Source organism: Salirhabdus euzebyi, assembly GCF_014207435.1.
Taxonomy (GTDB): domain Bacteria; phylum Bacillota; class Bacilli; order Bacillales; family Alkalibacillaceae; genus Salirhabdus; species Salirhabdus euzebyi.
Genome location: NZ_JACHGH010000001.1, coordinates 125,695 through 141,750 on the forward strand (window position 1 = coordinate 125,695; position 16,056 = coordinate 141,750).

The 16,056-nt window shown below is 36.9% G+C and carries 15 protein-coding genes; 14 read left to right on the forward strand and 1 reads right to left on the reverse strand.

The window, feature by feature from the left end:
• Positions 1-11 precede the first annotated feature (11 nt).
• Positions 12-581 (forward strand): nucleotidyltransferase domain-containing protein, encoded by a 570-nt coding sequence (locus tag HNQ94_RS00640; RefSeq protein ID WP_174496315.1) that lies wholly within the window; start codon positions 12-14, stop codon positions 579-581.
• A 227-nt stretch (positions 582-808) separates the two neighbouring features.
• Here HNQ94_RS00640 and HNQ94_RS00645 read toward each other — a convergent pair whose 3' ends face one another.
• Positions 809-1,354, reverse strand: coding sequence for a hypothetical protein (locus tag HNQ94_RS00645; protein WP_174496316.1), 546 nt, complete (start codon positions 1,352-1,354; stop codon positions 809-811).
• 224 nt (positions 1,355-1,578) lie between these two features.
• Between HNQ94_RS00645 and HNQ94_RS00650 the strand changes: the two genes are divergently transcribed.
• The 13 genes from HNQ94_RS00650 (at position 1,579) to HNQ94_RS00710 (ending at position 16,054) form a co-directional block, all read left to right on the forward strand.
• Complete coding sequence (locus HNQ94_RS00650) at positions 1,579-3,117, forward strand: flavin-containing monooxygenase (protein ID WP_217423882.1); 1,539 nt, start codon at positions 1,579-1,581, stop codon at positions 3,115-3,117.
• 25 nt (positions 3,118-3,142) lie between these two features.
• The gene (locus tag HNQ94_RS00655; protein ID WP_174496317.1) at positions 3,143-3,949 is read left to right on the forward strand and encodes an SDR family NAD(P)-dependent oxidoreductase; all 807 of its coding nucleotides are present in this window, start codon (positions 3,143-3,145) and stop codon (positions 3,947-3,949) included.
• 37 nt (positions 3,950-3,986) lie between these two features.
• On the forward strand, positions 3,987-4,949 hold the full coding sequence (locus HNQ94_RS00660) for an alpha/beta hydrolase (RefSeq protein ID WP_174496318.1): 963 nt from the start codon (positions 3,987-3,989) through the stop codon (positions 4,947-4,949).
• 270 nt (positions 4,950-5,219) lie between these two features.
• A complete protein-coding gene (locus tag HNQ94_RS00665; protein WP_174496319.1) occupies positions 5,220-5,678 on the forward strand; it encodes a hypothetical protein in 459 nt (152 codons plus the stop codon).
• Positions 5,679-5,872: 194 nt separating this feature from the next.
• The gene (locus HNQ94_RS00670) at positions 5,873-8,113 is read left to right on the forward strand and encodes an LPxTATN C-terminal sorting signal domain (RefSeq protein WP_174496320.1); all 2,241 of its coding nucleotides are present in this window, start codon (positions 5,873-5,875) and stop codon (positions 8,111-8,113) included.
• Positions 8,114-8,274: 161 nt separating this feature from the next.
• Positions 8,275-8,790, forward strand: coding sequence for a TetR/AcrR family transcriptional regulator (locus HNQ94_RS00675; protein WP_174496321.1), 516 nt, complete (start codon positions 8,275-8,277; stop codon positions 8,788-8,790).
• Positions 8,791-8,891: 101 nt separating this feature from the next.
• A complete protein-coding gene (locus tag HNQ94_RS00680) occupies positions 8,892-9,572 on the forward strand; it encodes a response regulator transcription factor (RefSeq protein ID WP_174496322.1) in 681 nt (226 codons plus the stop codon).
• Positions 9,573-9,769: 197 nt separating this feature from the next.
• A complete protein-coding gene (locus tag HNQ94_RS00685) occupies positions 9,770-10,630 on the forward strand; it encodes an AraC family transcriptional regulator (protein WP_174496323.1) in 861 nt (286 codons plus the stop codon).
• Positions 10,631-10,811: 181 nt separating this feature from the next.
• Entirely contained in the window at positions 10,812-11,420 is a 609-nt protein-coding gene (locus tag HNQ94_RS00690; protein ID WP_174496324.1) for a hypothetical protein, read from the forward strand.
• A 22-nt stretch (positions 11,421-11,442) separates the two neighbouring features.
• On the forward strand, positions 11,443-12,249 hold the full coding sequence (locus HNQ94_RS00695; RefSeq protein WP_174496325.1) for a hypothetical protein: 807 nt from the start codon (positions 11,443-11,445) through the stop codon (positions 12,247-12,249).
• Positions 12,250-12,652: 403 nt separating this feature from the next.
• On the forward strand, positions 12,653-13,819 hold the full coding sequence (locus HNQ94_RS00700; RefSeq protein WP_246199996.1) for an anhydro-N-acetylmuramic acid kinase: 1,167 nt from the start codon (positions 12,653-12,655) through the stop codon (positions 13,817-13,819).
• Positions 13,820-13,924: 105 nt separating this feature from the next.
• A complete protein-coding gene (gene murQ, locus HNQ94_RS00705; protein WP_174496326.1) occupies positions 13,925-14,833 on the forward strand; it encodes an N-acetylmuramic acid 6-phosphate etherase in 909 nt (302 codons plus the stop codon).
• 156 nt (positions 14,834-14,989) lie between these two features.
• Positions 14,990-16,054: a serine hydrolase domain-containing protein gene (locus HNQ94_RS00710; RefSeq protein WP_174496327.1), complete on the forward strand. Its 1,065-nt coding sequence runs from the start codon at positions 14,990-14,992 to the stop codon at positions 16,052-16,054.
• The last annotated feature ends 2 nt before the right edge of the window (positions 16,055-16,056 follow it).

A 16,056-nucleotide genomic window follows, 5' to 3' on the forward strand; every position in this document is an offset into this window, starting at 1 on the left:
GGGGGAATAATATGTCATTTGAACAATGCCTGAGTATTACTTCACTAATGGCAGGATTTAATAAAACGTGGTTCTTTGCTGGTGGATGGGCGATTGATCTTTTTATTGGTAAAGAAACAAGGGAACATAAAGATATAGAGTTTGCTGTTTTTCGAAAAGACCAACTATATCTAAAAGATTATCTCAAAGAGTGGGAGTTCAAAAAAGTCATTAAAGGTGAATTCCATACTTGGGAAAATGAATTTTTAGAGTTACCAATTCACGAAATACACGCTTCAAATATGTTAAACGGAGACAAAATAGAAATTCTTCTTAATGAAACAAAAGAAAATGACTGGATATTCAGAAGAGATTTAAGGATTTCCTATCCACTCAATTCCGTTTGGAGTATTACTAAAACAGGTATTCCATATCTAAATCCAGAAATTGTACTTTTATATAAGTCGAAAAACACAAGGGAAAAAGACCATCAAGACTTTATTACCATTATGGATTATCTCGATAATGAGAAGAAAAAATGGCTTCGAAAGGCACTAGAATTACACGATCCAGAACATAAGTGGCTTCAATTTTTGTTCTAATGTTTGTTCAACTAACAGGAGCTTTAGTTCAACAAAGAATTGGATATTTAAAATCCAAGCATTTTTAGCGTTATATATGGTGCTAAACATAGTGTGTTTTAATATACTTATTAGTTATTTTTTGAGCTGTTTATCTATTGTGAAAAACAACAGTTTACTAGAAAACAGCCTAAAAAAAGAAAAAGACCGTCTCCTTGACAATCCTCTTGTTCAATTTTGCTTTCGTTTTACTGCATGATATATTCAAAATCTTCATGTGTAGGTTCTTCTTCTGTATATGAAATCCAATACGTATATTGTTTGGAGAAATCCTCTGTTAAATCTTCCACGTATGTGACTGCTTTTGCTGATTCGTCTAATACTTTTATATCTTTAATTTTAGAGCCACTTGGGTTTTCCCCTGGAAGAATTAAGGAAACCGAAGGCCCCTTATCCATTCCAAATATCATAACATCTGCTTCCAAATGCCCCACAGACATGGTTCGCTCATTTGGACCTGCTATCCATTTTAATTCACCATCTTGATTCTCTAATACAACTAAATCAGGGTAATGACCATTGCTATATTCATTTTTTTGCTTAAAAATAACGTAAATAAAATTCTTCTTCATATCGTAATCAATAATTTCTTTATCTTTCAATTCATGTTCAGACATAATATTCGTTATTTGCTCTTCTAATGAGAGAGTTTTTGCACCATTTGTTTCCTTATCTTCATTAGAACAGCCAAACAATATGAAAGTTAGCATTACGAGCAAACATAATTTTTTCAAAAAACCACCTCTCCTTCATTTACATACGATTAACACTTGGAAAAGTTTCAGTACTATTTCCCCTGATAAAATATAAGATCTAGTTGTTTGGAGGTTTCGGGCCTTCACTTGTTTATTTTTCTTCATTAATAAGATTAAATATTGATCAACAGGTAGATATGGTAAAATTATTTTAATATTTTAAAAATGGAAGCCCTTACAATGGGGAAGAAGGGGGATTCGGGATGAATAACATGACATTGGATACTCCTGTTTATAGGAGGACCAACATAATCATTATTGGAAGTGGTTTTGCTGGAATTGCTGCAGCTGTTCGGTTGAAACAAGCAGGGGAAGATGACTTTCTCATCTTGGAGAGGGATAGCGATGTAGGCGGAGTATGGCGTGATAACAGTTATCCGGGCTGTGCGTGTGATGTTGAATCTCATCTTTATTCTCTTTCTTTTGCTCCTAATCCGAACTGGAGTCGTAAATTTTCAAGCCAGCAAGAAATTTATGCTTACTTACGGGATTGCGCAAGAAAGTTTGGGCTCATAGACCATTTACACTTTCAGCATGAAGTAAAGGGAATGGAGTGGCGCGAAGAATCTGGAGAATGGATAGTGGCAACGAGCCAGGGTGATTTTAAGGCGCAAATGGTTATTGGTGCTTTTGGTGCTCTTAGTGATCCAGCTATTCCAAAACTAAAAGGTCTCGATGAATTCCATGGGGAGGCGTTTCATTCTTCTACTTGGCCCAAAGACTTTGACCCCAAGGGGAAGCGTGTTGCAGTTGTGGGGACTGGTGCTTCCGCAATCCAGTTTATCCCGGCTATTCAGCCAGACGTTGATTCTATGACGGTATTTCAGCGTACCCCAGCCTGGGTGGTACCTAGGCTTGATGATGATATTAGTCCTGCCAAACAAAAGTGGTACCGTAGAGTTCCGTTTCTTCAAAAACTTACCCGTTTGGGGATTTATATGAGACGGGAGTTATATGGTATTCCTTTTAGAAACCCTAAGTATATGAAGATTGTTAAAAAGGCAGCAATCGATAATATACATAGAGCAGTAAAGGATCCAGTTCTAAGGGAGAAGCTCACTCCTAGTTATACAATTGGCTGTAAAAGAATCCTACAATCCAATACATATTATCGAGCAATGGCTGCATCCAATGTGAATGTTGTGACCTCGGGTGTCGTTGAGGTGAACGGTGATTCCATTATTGCAGCTGACGGAACTGAGGTAAAGGTTGATGCAATTATTTTTGGCACAGGATTCCAAATAACGAACATTCCATTTGCCGAATATATCCTAGGAAAAGATGGTAGGTCCATGGCGGATGTTTGGGATGGTAGTCCAGAAGCCTATCTTGGAACGACTGTGGCTGGCTTTCCAAATCTATTTATTATACAAGGCCCTAACACGGGACTTGGGCATTCGTCTGTGATATACATGATGGAATCTCAAATGAAACATATTATGAAAGTTTTAAAGTATATGAGAAAGAAAAAGCTTGATGTAATGGAGCCACACTTAAGTGCTCAAAAACGTTTTGTAGCGGAAACAGAAAAGTCCATGAAAGGTACTGTGTGGACTTCTGGAGGATGTCAAAGCTGGTATTTAGACAAAACTGGACGTAACTCAACGCTATGGCCAGGTTCTACCTTTGCATTTCGTAGATTAGTAGCCAAACTAAAAAAGAAAGATTACGAGGTACGACGTGTTGCTGCTATTACTGCTGACAATAGACCAACACTCCATAATGTAAGTAATTTAGACTAAACGTAGATAGAGAAGGAGCAAACTGATGGGAAATAAGAGTAAGAATGGGAAACTGAATGGAAAAAGGATCTTAATAACAGGAGCTGCTGGAGGAATTGCAACAGAGGCTATCCGGTTATTTAAAAAAGAAGGAGCACAGGTTATTGGTATTGATCTAAGTGCTGATGAGGATATCATTCAAGCGGATATCCGAGATGTTGAAGCGGTTAAAAGAGCAGTAGCTGAAGCGGAGAGCAGGATGGGAGGTATTGATGTTTTAATTAACAATGCGGGAATTGGAAGTCCACAGGATAGCGGAGAATTCCCTAGTGAGAAGGCACGCCTCGTAATGGATGTAAATCTTTTTGGTACATGGAACATGACTGCTGCAGCCTTGCCGGCTCTCATCAAAAGTCGTGGTCATGTGATTAATGTGGCGTCAGGCTTAGCTTTGGCCAACGTTGCATACAATGCGGTTTACTCCGCAAGTAAACGGGCCATTACTTCCTACTCAGACGTGCTAAGGCAGGAATATAAAAGTCGAATTCATGTGACCACTCTTTATCCTGCGTTTATGAGAACGAATATAACGAAAAAATCATCAATAGGAGACACGGTAAGAGTCGAAACGGTTCAGCATGCTGCCAATGCTCTCCTTAAAGCAATTATTCAGAAACCACGTGACCTCACAACTAGTCGTAGGTCAGGATTTGAAATGTTTATGGCTCGCCATTTTAGAAGAACGGTTGATAGAATTCTTTTGAATAGATCAAAGAAAATAGAGCTAAAGCGAGGTAAGCCTTCCTTTGTTAAGGACTTCACCGAACAGACAGTTCCAGACGAAATAAACTAATCGTAGAAACGTTAATAGCATAAGGGGAGAGACGTAGATGAAAAAGAAACTCATTATTATTTCAACAATTTTGATAGTCCTTTTAGTAATTGCCTATGGTGGCGTTGGAACCTACTTTTACAACTTTGCTTTGAACGCAAATGATGAAAAAGAGTTTTTAGAGGGAAATCCACATTTAGAAGAAAGTAAAGCGGTAATGGGGCATGTGGCAGAGGCTTTAGAGCAGGCTGATGACAAATTTAAGCAGGAGTATCCACCTTTTGCAATGTCGATTATTTCCAATGATAAGCTAGAGTTGAAGCTTCATGCGGATGTTTATAAAAATGATGAAGGAAATTCGAAATGGGCAATTGTTGCACACGGCTATACAAGTAGTGCAGAAGGAATGACTAGATGGGTGCGCAATTTCCATGAGCAAGGTTATAACGTATTAGCTCCTGATCTACGTGGACATGGGAATAGTGAAGGTGACTATATAGGAATGGGGTGGCATGACCGATTAGATATGCTGCAATGGATTGATGAAATAATTAAGTTAGATCCGGATGCAGAAATTGTATTGTTTGGTATTTCCATGGGTGGTGCCACTGTGATGATGACATCTGGTGAAGAACTACCATCTAATGTAAAGGTGATTGTAGAGGACTGTGGTTACGCTTCTGTTAGCGATGTATTCATCTATCAGTTGGATGATTTATTCGGTTTGCCAGAGTTCCCGGTCATTAACGCTGCCAATACAGTTACGAAAATACGTGCAGGATATGACTTGTATGAAGCATCTGCAGTTAATCAAGTTGCCAAGAGCAAAACACCAATTCTATTTATTCATGGGGATGCAGATACGTTTGTACCATATGAAATGCTAGATGAAGTGTATGAAGAAGCACCTGTTGAGAAGGACAGGCTTGTGATAGAAGGGGCTGGACATGGGGAAGCGGAGAAGGTGAATCCAGCGCTTTACTGGAATACAATATGGAGCTTTATTGGGAAATATATGTAAGAATTAGTATTGCCAGTTTGACTAATTGGTATGATAACTTGAAGTTAGAGGGCTTACTAACGGTTATAGTAAATTTTTAAAACATACACAACAACTAAAACTAAAATAGAGCATTTACCAAAATCGTTGAGAGTTCTATTTTTTGAATTTATACTGTTTAAAAAGCTCACTATACTTTAGTATAATTTTTTCACAATATATTGTAGGACAGGCAAGAAAGTAAATGACTCCGAATAAGTAGTATAGACTATTTATTCGAGGAGGAAATGTGTGAAAAGATTAGTTAGCTTATTAATTGGTTTGGTTGTTCTGGTTGTCATGTCTACGGGTGTTGGGGCTGAAGGTAAATCCGAACTTGCAGAAGCGCGTAAGGGTACAGCTAAATACCACAATGTGCAAAAAGCAATAGATGACGGCTATTTACCTACGGATGAGTTTGTTTCAGTCCCAGGATTAGGAGTGATGGGGTACCATTACGTCAACCCAGGATTAGTTGATGGGGAAGTAGATGCATCTTCTCCTGAAGTTTTATTATACGTACCTATGAAAAATGGTGATGTCCAATTAGTTGGGGTTGAATATTTATCAACTTCAGAAGATTCATCATTGTTTGGTCAACAATTTGATCCGCCTGGCGCCGTTGAAGAGTATTCACTGCACGTATGGATTTGGAAACATAATCCGAATGGCATGTTCGCCCATTTTAATCCTAGTATTAAGGTTTATTAAAGAAAAGTTTAATATGGACTCAAACCAATGCTTGAAGAAAAAAAGTGTTGGTTTTTTTCTTTGCTTGACGGAATCACTATAGGTCACATTTTCCCCCAAAAGGTCACATTCACTGCTACTTATATTTACTATTAAAATCTTTAAACTAAAATTATTTATATTGGAAAATTTTAGTTAAAGGAGTAGTGAATGATTTGAAAAAAGTTTGGAGAAATATTTCGGTGTTTTTCTCCTTCGTCATTCTGGTTTGGGCGGTTTCTTCTTTTACAGTAAATGCATCTGATCATGTTATTTATGTAAATCATGCAGCCGGAGGAACTGGAACAGGAGAGAGTTGGGAGAATGCTTTTACGAACCTTCAGGATGCAATAGATATTGCGGAGGATGGGGATGAAATTTGGGTTGCAGAAGGTACATATTATCCTAGTGCACCTGTTAACCCAGAAGATGATAACGAACTGTTTAAGTCATTTTTATTAAAAAGCAATATTGACATTTATGGTGGATTTGCTGGTAGTGAGATGGACAGGTCAGCGCGCAATATTTCAGCAAATGAAACCATTCTAAATGGTGTGATTAGTGCAGAATCCAATGTATTCCATGTCGTTTATGGAGAAGAAATTTCGAATACAGTTTTAGACGGTTTTTTGATTACGGGCGGAAAAGCACTTACTAATTCAATTTATGAGAGCTATGGTGGTGGAATACATTTAAGTCATAGTGAGGGTGTTACTCTTCAGAATTTAATTATTGTAGACAATGAGGCACATTATGGTGGAGGAGTTTACTTGGAGGAAACGATGGCTGACTTCATTAACGTCACTATTAGAAGTAATAGTGTTACGAATGATGGAGGCGGAATTGCTATTAGAGAAAGTATGGCAAACTTTTTGAATTCAAGAATATTGAGTAACTCTGCTGATAATGGTGGTGGTATATTTTCTTTTTATGCGAGTCTTTCTATGAACAATTCTTTAATTTCGAATAACTATGCTGAATATGAGGGTGCAGGAATTTATGAAATTTACTACTCCATGTTAGCAACATCGGAAGATCAAGCAATGGAAGTAGACAATCAATTTTATCCGGGTATTAACTTAAGTAATGTTACAGTCACTGATAATCAACTTGGTGAAGAAGGAACGGTTGGAGCCGGAATAAGTGTTACTCCAATTATAGGTCAAAGTAAATATAATCTTTTCAATAGTATTGTTTGGGGAAATGGGGATAACTCATTAGATGATAATATTTTTGTACAACTTGAGTTGTATACTGTTACACAAGAGAATCAAATACAATCAACTTTACCACTAGATCAACATGGATTTTCTACTAGTATTGTTGGTGGTATTAGTGGTTCAGATTATTATCCGTATTTTGCTCCATTTGGTATTATCGATGCTGATCCATTGTTTAATGGTAATTACCAACTACTGAACGGCTCACCAGCAATTGACCAAGGAAAGAATGAGTTCGTTATAGGTGGCTACGACTTAGCTGGTAATACTAGAATTCAAAATGGAACGGTTGATATGGGTGCATTTGAATCACAATCTCAACCAGATCCTATAACGATAGAATCTGTACAAGATGCAGTAGTGGAAGTACCATTCAGCACTACCTATGATAATATTACACTTCCAGATAAAGTCTTGGCCACGTTGTCAAACGGGGAAACTGTGGAAATAGCTGTGGATTGGGAAAGCTTTGCTGATGAGTATGATCCAACAGCCCTCAGTCCTTACTATAGTGATGGAATCCTTCAGTTGTCAGAAGGAATTACTAATCCTAATGAAGTCGAGCCCAACCTAGAAGTGATTATTATCGATAATTATATTATTCAGGTGGGTGTCGAAAGAGAGGTAAGTGGTGGCGCGACATATATAATTGAGGGAACGAAAAGTATTATTAAGATGCCAAGCAATTTAAAGAGTGGTACGAGAATACTCGTTGATGCTGTAGATGTTGATTCGTTGAATAAAGGGAAATTAGTTCAAGCTGGTGATGTTTTTAAGATTACAGTGAACGAACCAATTATGGTTGCTGGAACTATGTCCGTTTCGAACGAAGAGGACTTCATTTTGACGTTAGGATATGATGAAGAAGTAGATCCAGATTCCATTCAAATTTACTATTATAACGAGAAGACAAACAGCCTAGAGGGTAAAGGTGGAACAGTTGATAAAACTAATAAAACGATAGCTATACCTGTTACACACTTCTCTATTTATGGTGTTTTTCATGAACCTGTTGAAGAGGAACCAGTAGTGGAAGAACCTAAGGAGGAAGAGCCAAAGGTAGATAAAGGTGAGGATGGTAAGAAATTACCAGACACTGCAACAGGCTTCTTTAATTGGCTCGCTATCGGAATTGGCTTAATTGTGTTGGGAGGTATTACCTTCCTGCTAAATAAAAGACGGGAAGCGAAAGAGTAAGTTGGTAAATCGGTCACTCACTATAGGGTGACCGATTTTTTTGTCAAAATTTATAGAAAATATATCCTTTTCCTTTTTATAACGATTGTTATAATTAAACTATGCCAAAACTTATTAATCATAAAAAATATAGAAAAGAATTGCTGCACGGGTGTTATCTTTTGTTTGCAGAAAAGGGTTACACTTCATTATCGATGCGCAAAATTGCGAAAGAGTTAGGTGTAACAACTGGAACCTTGTACCATTATTTTAACAGTAAGGAGGATATATTTAGACAGTTAACAGAACAAATTAGTCAGGAGAATATAGAGGCTTCTTCCAAAATGACTAGTCCTTCACTTACTTTTGAAGAAAGACTCGATAGCTTTTTGCATTTTATAAAGGGCTATGAAGGTCGTTGGATGCAGACAATGTTAATACTAATGGAAGTTATTCGTAGTGAGTCATTTGAAAATAAAGAGTGTTATACGAGTTACAATCGGGAAGTGGAGCGACATATTGATTGGACAGCTAATTATCTACAAGTAGAGGATAAGGAGTCTGTACGGTATTTATTGCTTCTGCTTCAAGGAATTATTTTTCATCGTTATTTGGGTGGAAGTGCTGTTTCTATTGATAAACAGTTAGAAATCGTAAAGGGAATTTTTACTGGTTACATAAAACAAAAAAGCAGTTAACTTAATGAAAGTCAGCTTGTTTCGAATTTACTACACAATAGTTTATAGAAAAATGGAGTTGTCTAGAAGTAGACAAAAAAGGATTAAGGTGAGGTAATAGGATGGATACAATAAAAGTCGTTATTGTTGATGATCATCCAGGTGTCATAGAGTTGCTTCAAAACTGTATAGATTTTCATGCTGATATCGAAATAATCGGTACAGCTAGTAATGGGTTGGAGGCGACCCTTTTGGCAGAATGTAAGCCAGATATTATGCTAATGGATTGCCAAATGCCATTATTAAATGGAAAGGAAGCAACAAAACAAATTAAAAGAGCAAACCCAGAAATATCTATATTAATGATAACTGCAGAAGCAAATGGAGACGATGTTATGGAAGCAATAGCATATGGTGCAAGTGGATTTCTCCTGAAAGAGTGGGGAAGTGAAAAAATTATTCTTGCAGTAAAAGAGGCTATGCAAAATCGAGTCATTATTCCTTCTCATGCAACTGCAAGTATCTCTAAATTATTTAAGCAATCTCAATTAAATTGGGATAAGCTTTTGAATTCCCCGTCCCTGTTAGAAAAGTTTCCTATCCCGCTCACGGAACGGGAGATGGAGATTGCTTTTCTTTTATTAAAAAAATATTCGAACTCCAAAATAGCTGCAGAGCTTTATTTGTCACTTGGAACAGTAAAAAACTATCTTACTAGCTTATATAAAAAATTAGGGGTGTGCACGAGGAAAGAGGCTGTTCAATTTTTGGAAAGTTTGTTTGAGTTGAAAACGGTGGTATAGGCTTCTTTTAGGAGCTGTACGAGAAGTAAGGAAATGTGAGATAGTCCCATCTCAGAATAGAGGGTGGGATTTTTTTATTTTATAGAAGGTAATGACGATAGTTTTGTTGAATCTAATGCTGTCCATAACAAGCACGGATGAACAGGAAAGACGTAAACGACACTGATAGACTTAAGCTTGAGAGGAGAGGTTTTCACATGGAGGGACTGCAAAGAATGCTGGAGAGCATTGAGTATATAGAGCGTAATTTAGCTGACGATCTTTCTATAGAAGACATTGCAGGGATTGCTTGTATGTCGAAGTTTCATTTTCAACGAATGTTTAACATGCTTACTTCGTATACCGTGAGTGAATATATTCGAAATCGACGAATTACGGTAGCTGCACAAGAACTAGTACATTCCAATTTGAAAGTGATAGATGTGGCAATTAAGTATGGATATGATAGCCCAGAAGCATTTACAAAAGCATTTCGCAGAATTCATGGTATAAGTCCCTCGGCCGCAAAGAAGAATAGTCAATCTTTGAAGGCCTATCCAAAACTCTCTTTTCAAATTCGGATAAAGGGTGATGTAGAAATGGATTACAAGATTGTAGAAAAGGACGGTTTTACTGTAGTTGGGAAGAGTATTCGTACAACTGCTGAAGGTGGATTGAACCATATCGAAATACCTGCCTTTTGGAATGAATCTATTCAAAATGGATTTACGGAGGAGCTTGTAAAAAATGCTGGTTCACTCGGTGTGGTCGGAATTTGCATGAATTTTGATAAGGAACAACAAAATTTCTCTTACCTCATCGGAGCAGAAAAAAGTAACGAATCCTTGCCACCTGATTGGGAAGAAAGCCAAATTCCTAGTGCTACTTGGGCTGTTTTTCCGGTCCACGGAGCAATGCCCCAGGCGATGCACAAAGTATGGGAACGAATCTTTTCCGAATGGTTCCCGTCAACGGGTTATGAGCATGCTGGTGGTCCGGAAATGGAGGTTTACGTTAGTGATACGGATCCATTCTCAGAGAATTATTATAGTGAAGTTTGGATTCCGATTAAAAAGTAGTATTCAGTAAGCAGATGACAACTTAACCTTGTTCATCTGCTTTTTTCTATAATGAATATTTCGTTTATCCACACCTCAGTACAAGATACCAACTATATTAAATAAATTTAGAATAATTATCCATTTTCATACGGAATTATTGTTATCATAAATGTAAGACTATATTTTTGAGGTGTTAGGAATGAAGAAATGGCAAATAACAGCTATTATCATTGTATTTTTTATTTTGTTTGTCCTTATATATTTTGAAGATACGAATAAAAGTTTTTTCAATCAAACACAATTAGATGAAGTAAGTAGCTGGGAGGAAGTAAAGGAGTATCAATATGAAAACACCCCTGGATTAAAGAGGGCAGAAAAGTTAGGGCTGGCCAAAACCTTTGATTATCTTACATATGAAATACCTGGTACTGAGAAAGAAATCTCTATAGATGAGGTTTGGTATAGTGATCAACAAGTTTACTTGTTTTATAGCTATGACATTGATGAAAGTATGATAGAAGATATGGAGTCAAATCAGGAAAGGCAATCCCAAACTGTTCAGTTTGCTCCAACTATTTCAGAAAGTAATGATGTTATAAATCATGGTATTTATACTGGGAATTGGCCTAATGATACGGGTGTTATATATGATGGAAAACTATATCAGCGTCTAATATTTAGTCCTTTTTTTGATAACTCAGTGGAACATCATTTGGTTGAACGAATACCAGAATTCGTATTGAAAAATTTCCGCATACATATAGAAGGTGAAACGCGTGGAATTGGTGATATAACGTATTCCTATTGACTATAGTGTTGAAGATGCAATTGTGAAAGAAATAAAAATTAATGAATCAGTAAATTTTTTAGATGATACCATTGCTTTCGATTATATAGAAGTTGGCACAACAGAGAACCGATTATTTTTTAGATATGAGCCAAAAAAAGATAAATTGGCAGATATGATGAATGTAACGATTAGAACAGATAAGGAAAAAGGCTGGGAAAGGGACTTTGTTATTGAGCAGGCGGAGGAAGGGACATATTTTATTACGACCCCACCTTTTCATGAATGGCCTAGTAAACTAAATATCCAATTAAATAGTGTGAGATTAGTAGGAGAAAATGACTTTTCATTTACAATTGATGCAAGTAAATATGATGAGGTAGTAAATGGCGAGGATGCGGGACATACAGAAAAACCAGAAGAGAAGTTAGCAACTATTAAAAACACAGATGTTTATTTAGACGAGTTAGTATATGACGAATCGGGTATATATTTTATGATTCGTTACGAGCTTCCACAAAACGAGAAAAGACCATACGTTCAGCTAGCTAGTCGAAGCCCAGAAATTTATGAAATCTACAAAGAAATTATAGAAGAAACCGATAGAGATCCACATGAAAAAGGAATGTTAGAGCGGCATTTTGGAAATCTCGTCCAAGCGGTTAATGAAAAAGGAGAAGAGGGGAGTTATGGATCCCGGGGAGGAGGACCAGGTTCTCGGTATGGACTCTTGTTAGAACGCGAATTTGTTGAAGACTCTGAAGAGATTAATGTGACTATACATAAACTATTTTATGAAGTAGTCCTTCATTGGGAGAAGACAATCGACGTTCATGAAAGCGAGCATTAATATTCTCTTTTCGCTACTACCACTGCTGATTGCAGTGGTAGTAGCTTTTTTAAAAGGTTAAATCCTATGATGACAGGCATTCAACATTTTCAATCAAACGTTTGTTTTATAAACTGATAATTCAAACTAATGATGAAAGCTACAAATCTGCGGGTGGAATTAAAAGCTAAGGTGATAAATTTCTTAGTTTGGGTGATAAAAGTCGTCGTTTGGGTGATATTTATTCATGCTAAGGTGATATAGGCTCAATTTAGAGTTCAGCAACTTCATCAACAGCAAGTACTGAAAAAATATTTCAGAAAATACATAAAAATATTGATATATTATTTTGTTTCTAATACAATATAGCTATAGCGCTTACATTTTTTTGAATGGTTGATTTCAGAGGAAAGGTTGTGGAGGTTTGCAGATTCCAAAAATGACGGTTATAGGCTTAATGTCAGGAACCTCACTAGATGGAATGGATGTTGCTATCGTTGATTTGGAGAAAAAGAGAGAAGAAGTAGACTTCGAACTTCGATATTTTACAACGATTCCGTATGAAAAAGGATTGAAGGACCGATTAGAGAAGGTAGTTGTACCTGACACGCAGTCGCCTGAAATTTCATCCATGAATATGCTGCTAGGAGAAGTGTTTGCAGATGGTGTTTTACATGCCATCAAAGAAGCGGGTATGAAGGCTTCCGATATTGATTTGATTAGCTCTCACGGCCAAACAGTTTTCCATGATCCTGTTTTCAAAGAAAATGACCAATACTATAGACCGAACACGCTTCAGTTAGGTGACATTAGTGTTATTGCAGAGCGTACCGGGATTACGACCATTGGTGATTTCAGGACACGGGATATAGCTGTTGGTGGGCAAGGAGCACCATTAGTACCATTTTTAGATTACAGCCTGTTTCAATCAGAAGAAGTTGGAAGGGTTCTTGTGAATATTGGTGGAATTGCCAATATTACAGTGATTCCCAAGGCTGCTCCTAGTGAAAAGGTAATCGCCTATGATACTGGGCCTGGCAACATGATTGTAGATTCGTTTGTCTATTGGTATACAAATGGCGAGCAAAGCTACGACAACAATGGTCATTTTGCTAATAAAGGTAAGGTTCATCAAGAATGGTTAAACGATCTACTTAGTCACAGTTACTACGGGGAAGCTCCTCCAAAAAGTACAGGTAGAGAACTATTTGGAGTAGACTATGCGAAAAAGCTATGGGAACAAGCAGAAAAAATGAATATTTCAGAATTAGACAGAATTGCAACGGTAACGGCATTAACTGCTCATTCCCTTGGTCTAGCGTTAGAAAATCACATACAAGAGGACCAAGTAAGCGAAATATATGTTAGTGGCGGTGGCTGGCATAACGGATTCATGATGAAAGGCCTAAAGGATTATTTACCGAAACACGTTACTTTACAATCATCTCAAGAACTCGGAATAAATAGCGATGCAAAAGAGGCTATATCCTTTGCCTTGTTTGGGTATTTAGGTTTTAACAAGCAACCGAATAACTTACCAGCAGCAACAGGTGCTGGAAAAAGTGTCATGATGGGTAAAATTGCTTGGTGATTTGTAGATAGCGTTTAGTTTTTTAATAGATAAATAGATAAAGAGAATGTTTATTATTGGTATGAGAAATAAAAGCATAGAAAATTATTATAGGATGGTAACGCGATGGATAAACTGACAAAATTAACGACAGAAATGTATAATCCTAAATCTTCCAATCTAGATCAAATGCCAATTCGCGACATATTAGCATTGATGAACGAAGAAGATTTTTCCATACCTAAAGCAATTCAACAAGTACTGCCCCAAATAGAAAAGACAGTGGAAGCCGTTTGTGAATCCTTTCAAAATGGTGGCCGATTGTTTTATGTTGGAGCGGGAACGAGTGGACGAATTGGTTTATTAGATGCAGCGGAATGTCCACCAACATTCAGTACTCCACAACATCTTGTTCAAGCTATTCTTGCTGGAGGAGAAAATGCTTTAATGGTTGCTGTTGAGGGAGCGGAAGATGATCAACAGTTAGGGGAAAATGACCTAAAGGAAAGAGAACTATCCGCAAATGATATTGTTATTGGGATAGCTGCAAGTGGACGCACACCATATGTAAAAGCTGCTCTCCGATACACAAAGTCAATAGGAGCAACTGCCGTTAGTTTAGCAAGTAATAAAGATGCTGAAATAAGTGAACATGCTGATATTGCTATTGAGGTTGTAACAGGACCTGAAATTTTAACAGGATCAACACGTTTAAAAGCTGCTACATCCCATAAAATGATTCTCAATATGATATCGACTGCATCAATGGTAAAAATGGGGAAAGTATATCAAAACCTAATGGTAGATATGAATGCTTCCAACTATAAGTTACGTGAACGTTCAAAGAAAATTGTTTGCGAGGCAACAGGTTTTGATTATGAAGTGGCAACTAAAGTACTAGAAGAAACAGACTATGCGGTGAAGCCAGCAATCGTCATGCTTTTGACTGATGTGTCTTATCAAGAAGCACTGTCATTATTAGATAATTCAAATGGGTTTGTAAGAGACGCTGTTAAACAAAAGGAACGAAGCTAACCTATTTTTTTGTTCCTTTTAAAATATTTTTTTATAAAAATTGTTGTTTTTACGGTATTAAATTTTATATAATAGTTTTAAGAATTGTCAGAAAAAATAGCAATAAAAAGGTAAGCGCTTCCGTAGGCAATGGAAAATGTTAAAAGGAGAATTCGTATGAATTCGATGGAAGAAAAAATCGATTATCTTTTCGACAAATATTTACAAGAGAAATGTTTTGCAGGTGGCGTCTGTTTCATTAAACATAAAGATAAAAATGTTTTCGTGAAAGCGTATGGAAAGAGAAATCGTGTTACAAACGAAGATGTGAACGTAGATACGATTTTTGATTTAGCTAGTGTAACAAAGATATTTACGTCGACAGTTATTTTAAAAATGGTTAGCGACGAAAAGCTCACATTGGAAACAACATTAGGTGAATGTTTACCACGAGTGGCTGGGCATAACGTGTTAGCTCCTATTACGATCAAACAATTGCTGACACATTCTTCCGGCTTGCAGGCGTGGTTTCCATTTTATACCTATTTATCTGATGATCTATTCTCTCTATTGAAGAAGTTAGACTTAGTCCATCAAGAACAAAATGAAGTTGTTTATAGCGATTTAAATTACATTTTGTTGGGTGAAGTCATTAAACATCACTATAATGCTAGTTTGCAAGATGTCTTACAGCAAGAAATGGTTACTCCATTAAAAATGAAGCAGGTAACCTATGGGTCAATATCAAGTCTAAATGTTGCTGCGACAGAGTTTGGTAACCAAATCGAAATGCAAATGTGTCATAGTCGAAATCGTGATTTTCCCGATTGGCGTAATACAAACGAGCCAATCGTTGGGGAAGTAAATGATGGGAACACCTATTACTTTTTCAAGGGACAATCAGGGCATGCTGGTATTTTTGGAACAGCAGAAGACTTAAGTAAATTAGTAGATGTTTATTCGAAGGGGGGAATGTCGGAGAATAAACGATTTATAACTACTAATCTAGTTCAACAATCCATGCAGAATGTTGTAGAGGATAGGGGATTAGGTTGGCATAGCTCGGAACCTTTTCCAGAAGGCTTTGGACATACCGGGTTTACCGGGACAGCTATATGGATCGTTCCTGAGAAAGACTTACAAGTCATTTTGTTAACGAACCGTTTACATGTTGATCAACCGAAGAATATTAATCCATTTAGAAAAGAGCTTTATGAAGAAGTGTTAAACTATTTTTCTTAAAT

Excerpts from the sequence above, each read along its gene's own strand:
- HNQ94_RS00710 (WP_174496327.1), top strand. The coding sequence starts at position 14,990 with ATGAATTCGATGGAAGAAAAAATCGATTATCTTTTCGACAAATATTTA.
- HNQ94_RS00655 (WP_174496317.1), top strand. The coding sequence starts at position 3,143 with ATGGGAAATAAGAGTAAGAATGGGAAACTGAATGGAAAAAGGATCTTA.
- HNQ94_RS00650 (WP_217423882.1), top strand. The coding sequence starts at position 1,579 with ATGAATAACATGACATTGGATACTCCTGTTTATAGGAGGACCAACATA.
- HNQ94_RS00680 (WP_174496322.1), top strand. The coding sequence starts at position 8,892 with ATGGATACAATAAAAGTCGTTATTGTTGATGATCATCCAGGTGTCATA.
- HNQ94_RS00685 (WP_174496323.1), top strand. The coding sequence starts at position 9,770 with ATGGAGGGACTGCAAAGAATGCTGGAGAGCATTGAGTATATAGAGCGT.
- HNQ94_RS00690 (WP_174496324.1), top strand. The coding sequence starts at position 10,812 with ATGAAGAAATGGCAAATAACAGCTATTATCATTGTATTTTTTATTTTG.
- HNQ94_RS00660 (WP_174496318.1), top strand. The coding sequence starts at position 3,987 with ATGAAAAAGAAACTCATTATTATTTCAACAATTTTGATAGTCCTTTTA.
- HNQ94_RS00640 (WP_174496315.1), top strand. The coding sequence starts at position 12 with ATGTCATTTGAACAATGCCTGAGTATTACTTCACTAATGGCAGGATTT.
- murQ (WP_174496326.1), top strand. The coding sequence starts at position 13,925 with ATGGATAAACTGACAAAATTAACGACAGAAATGTATAATCCTAAATCT.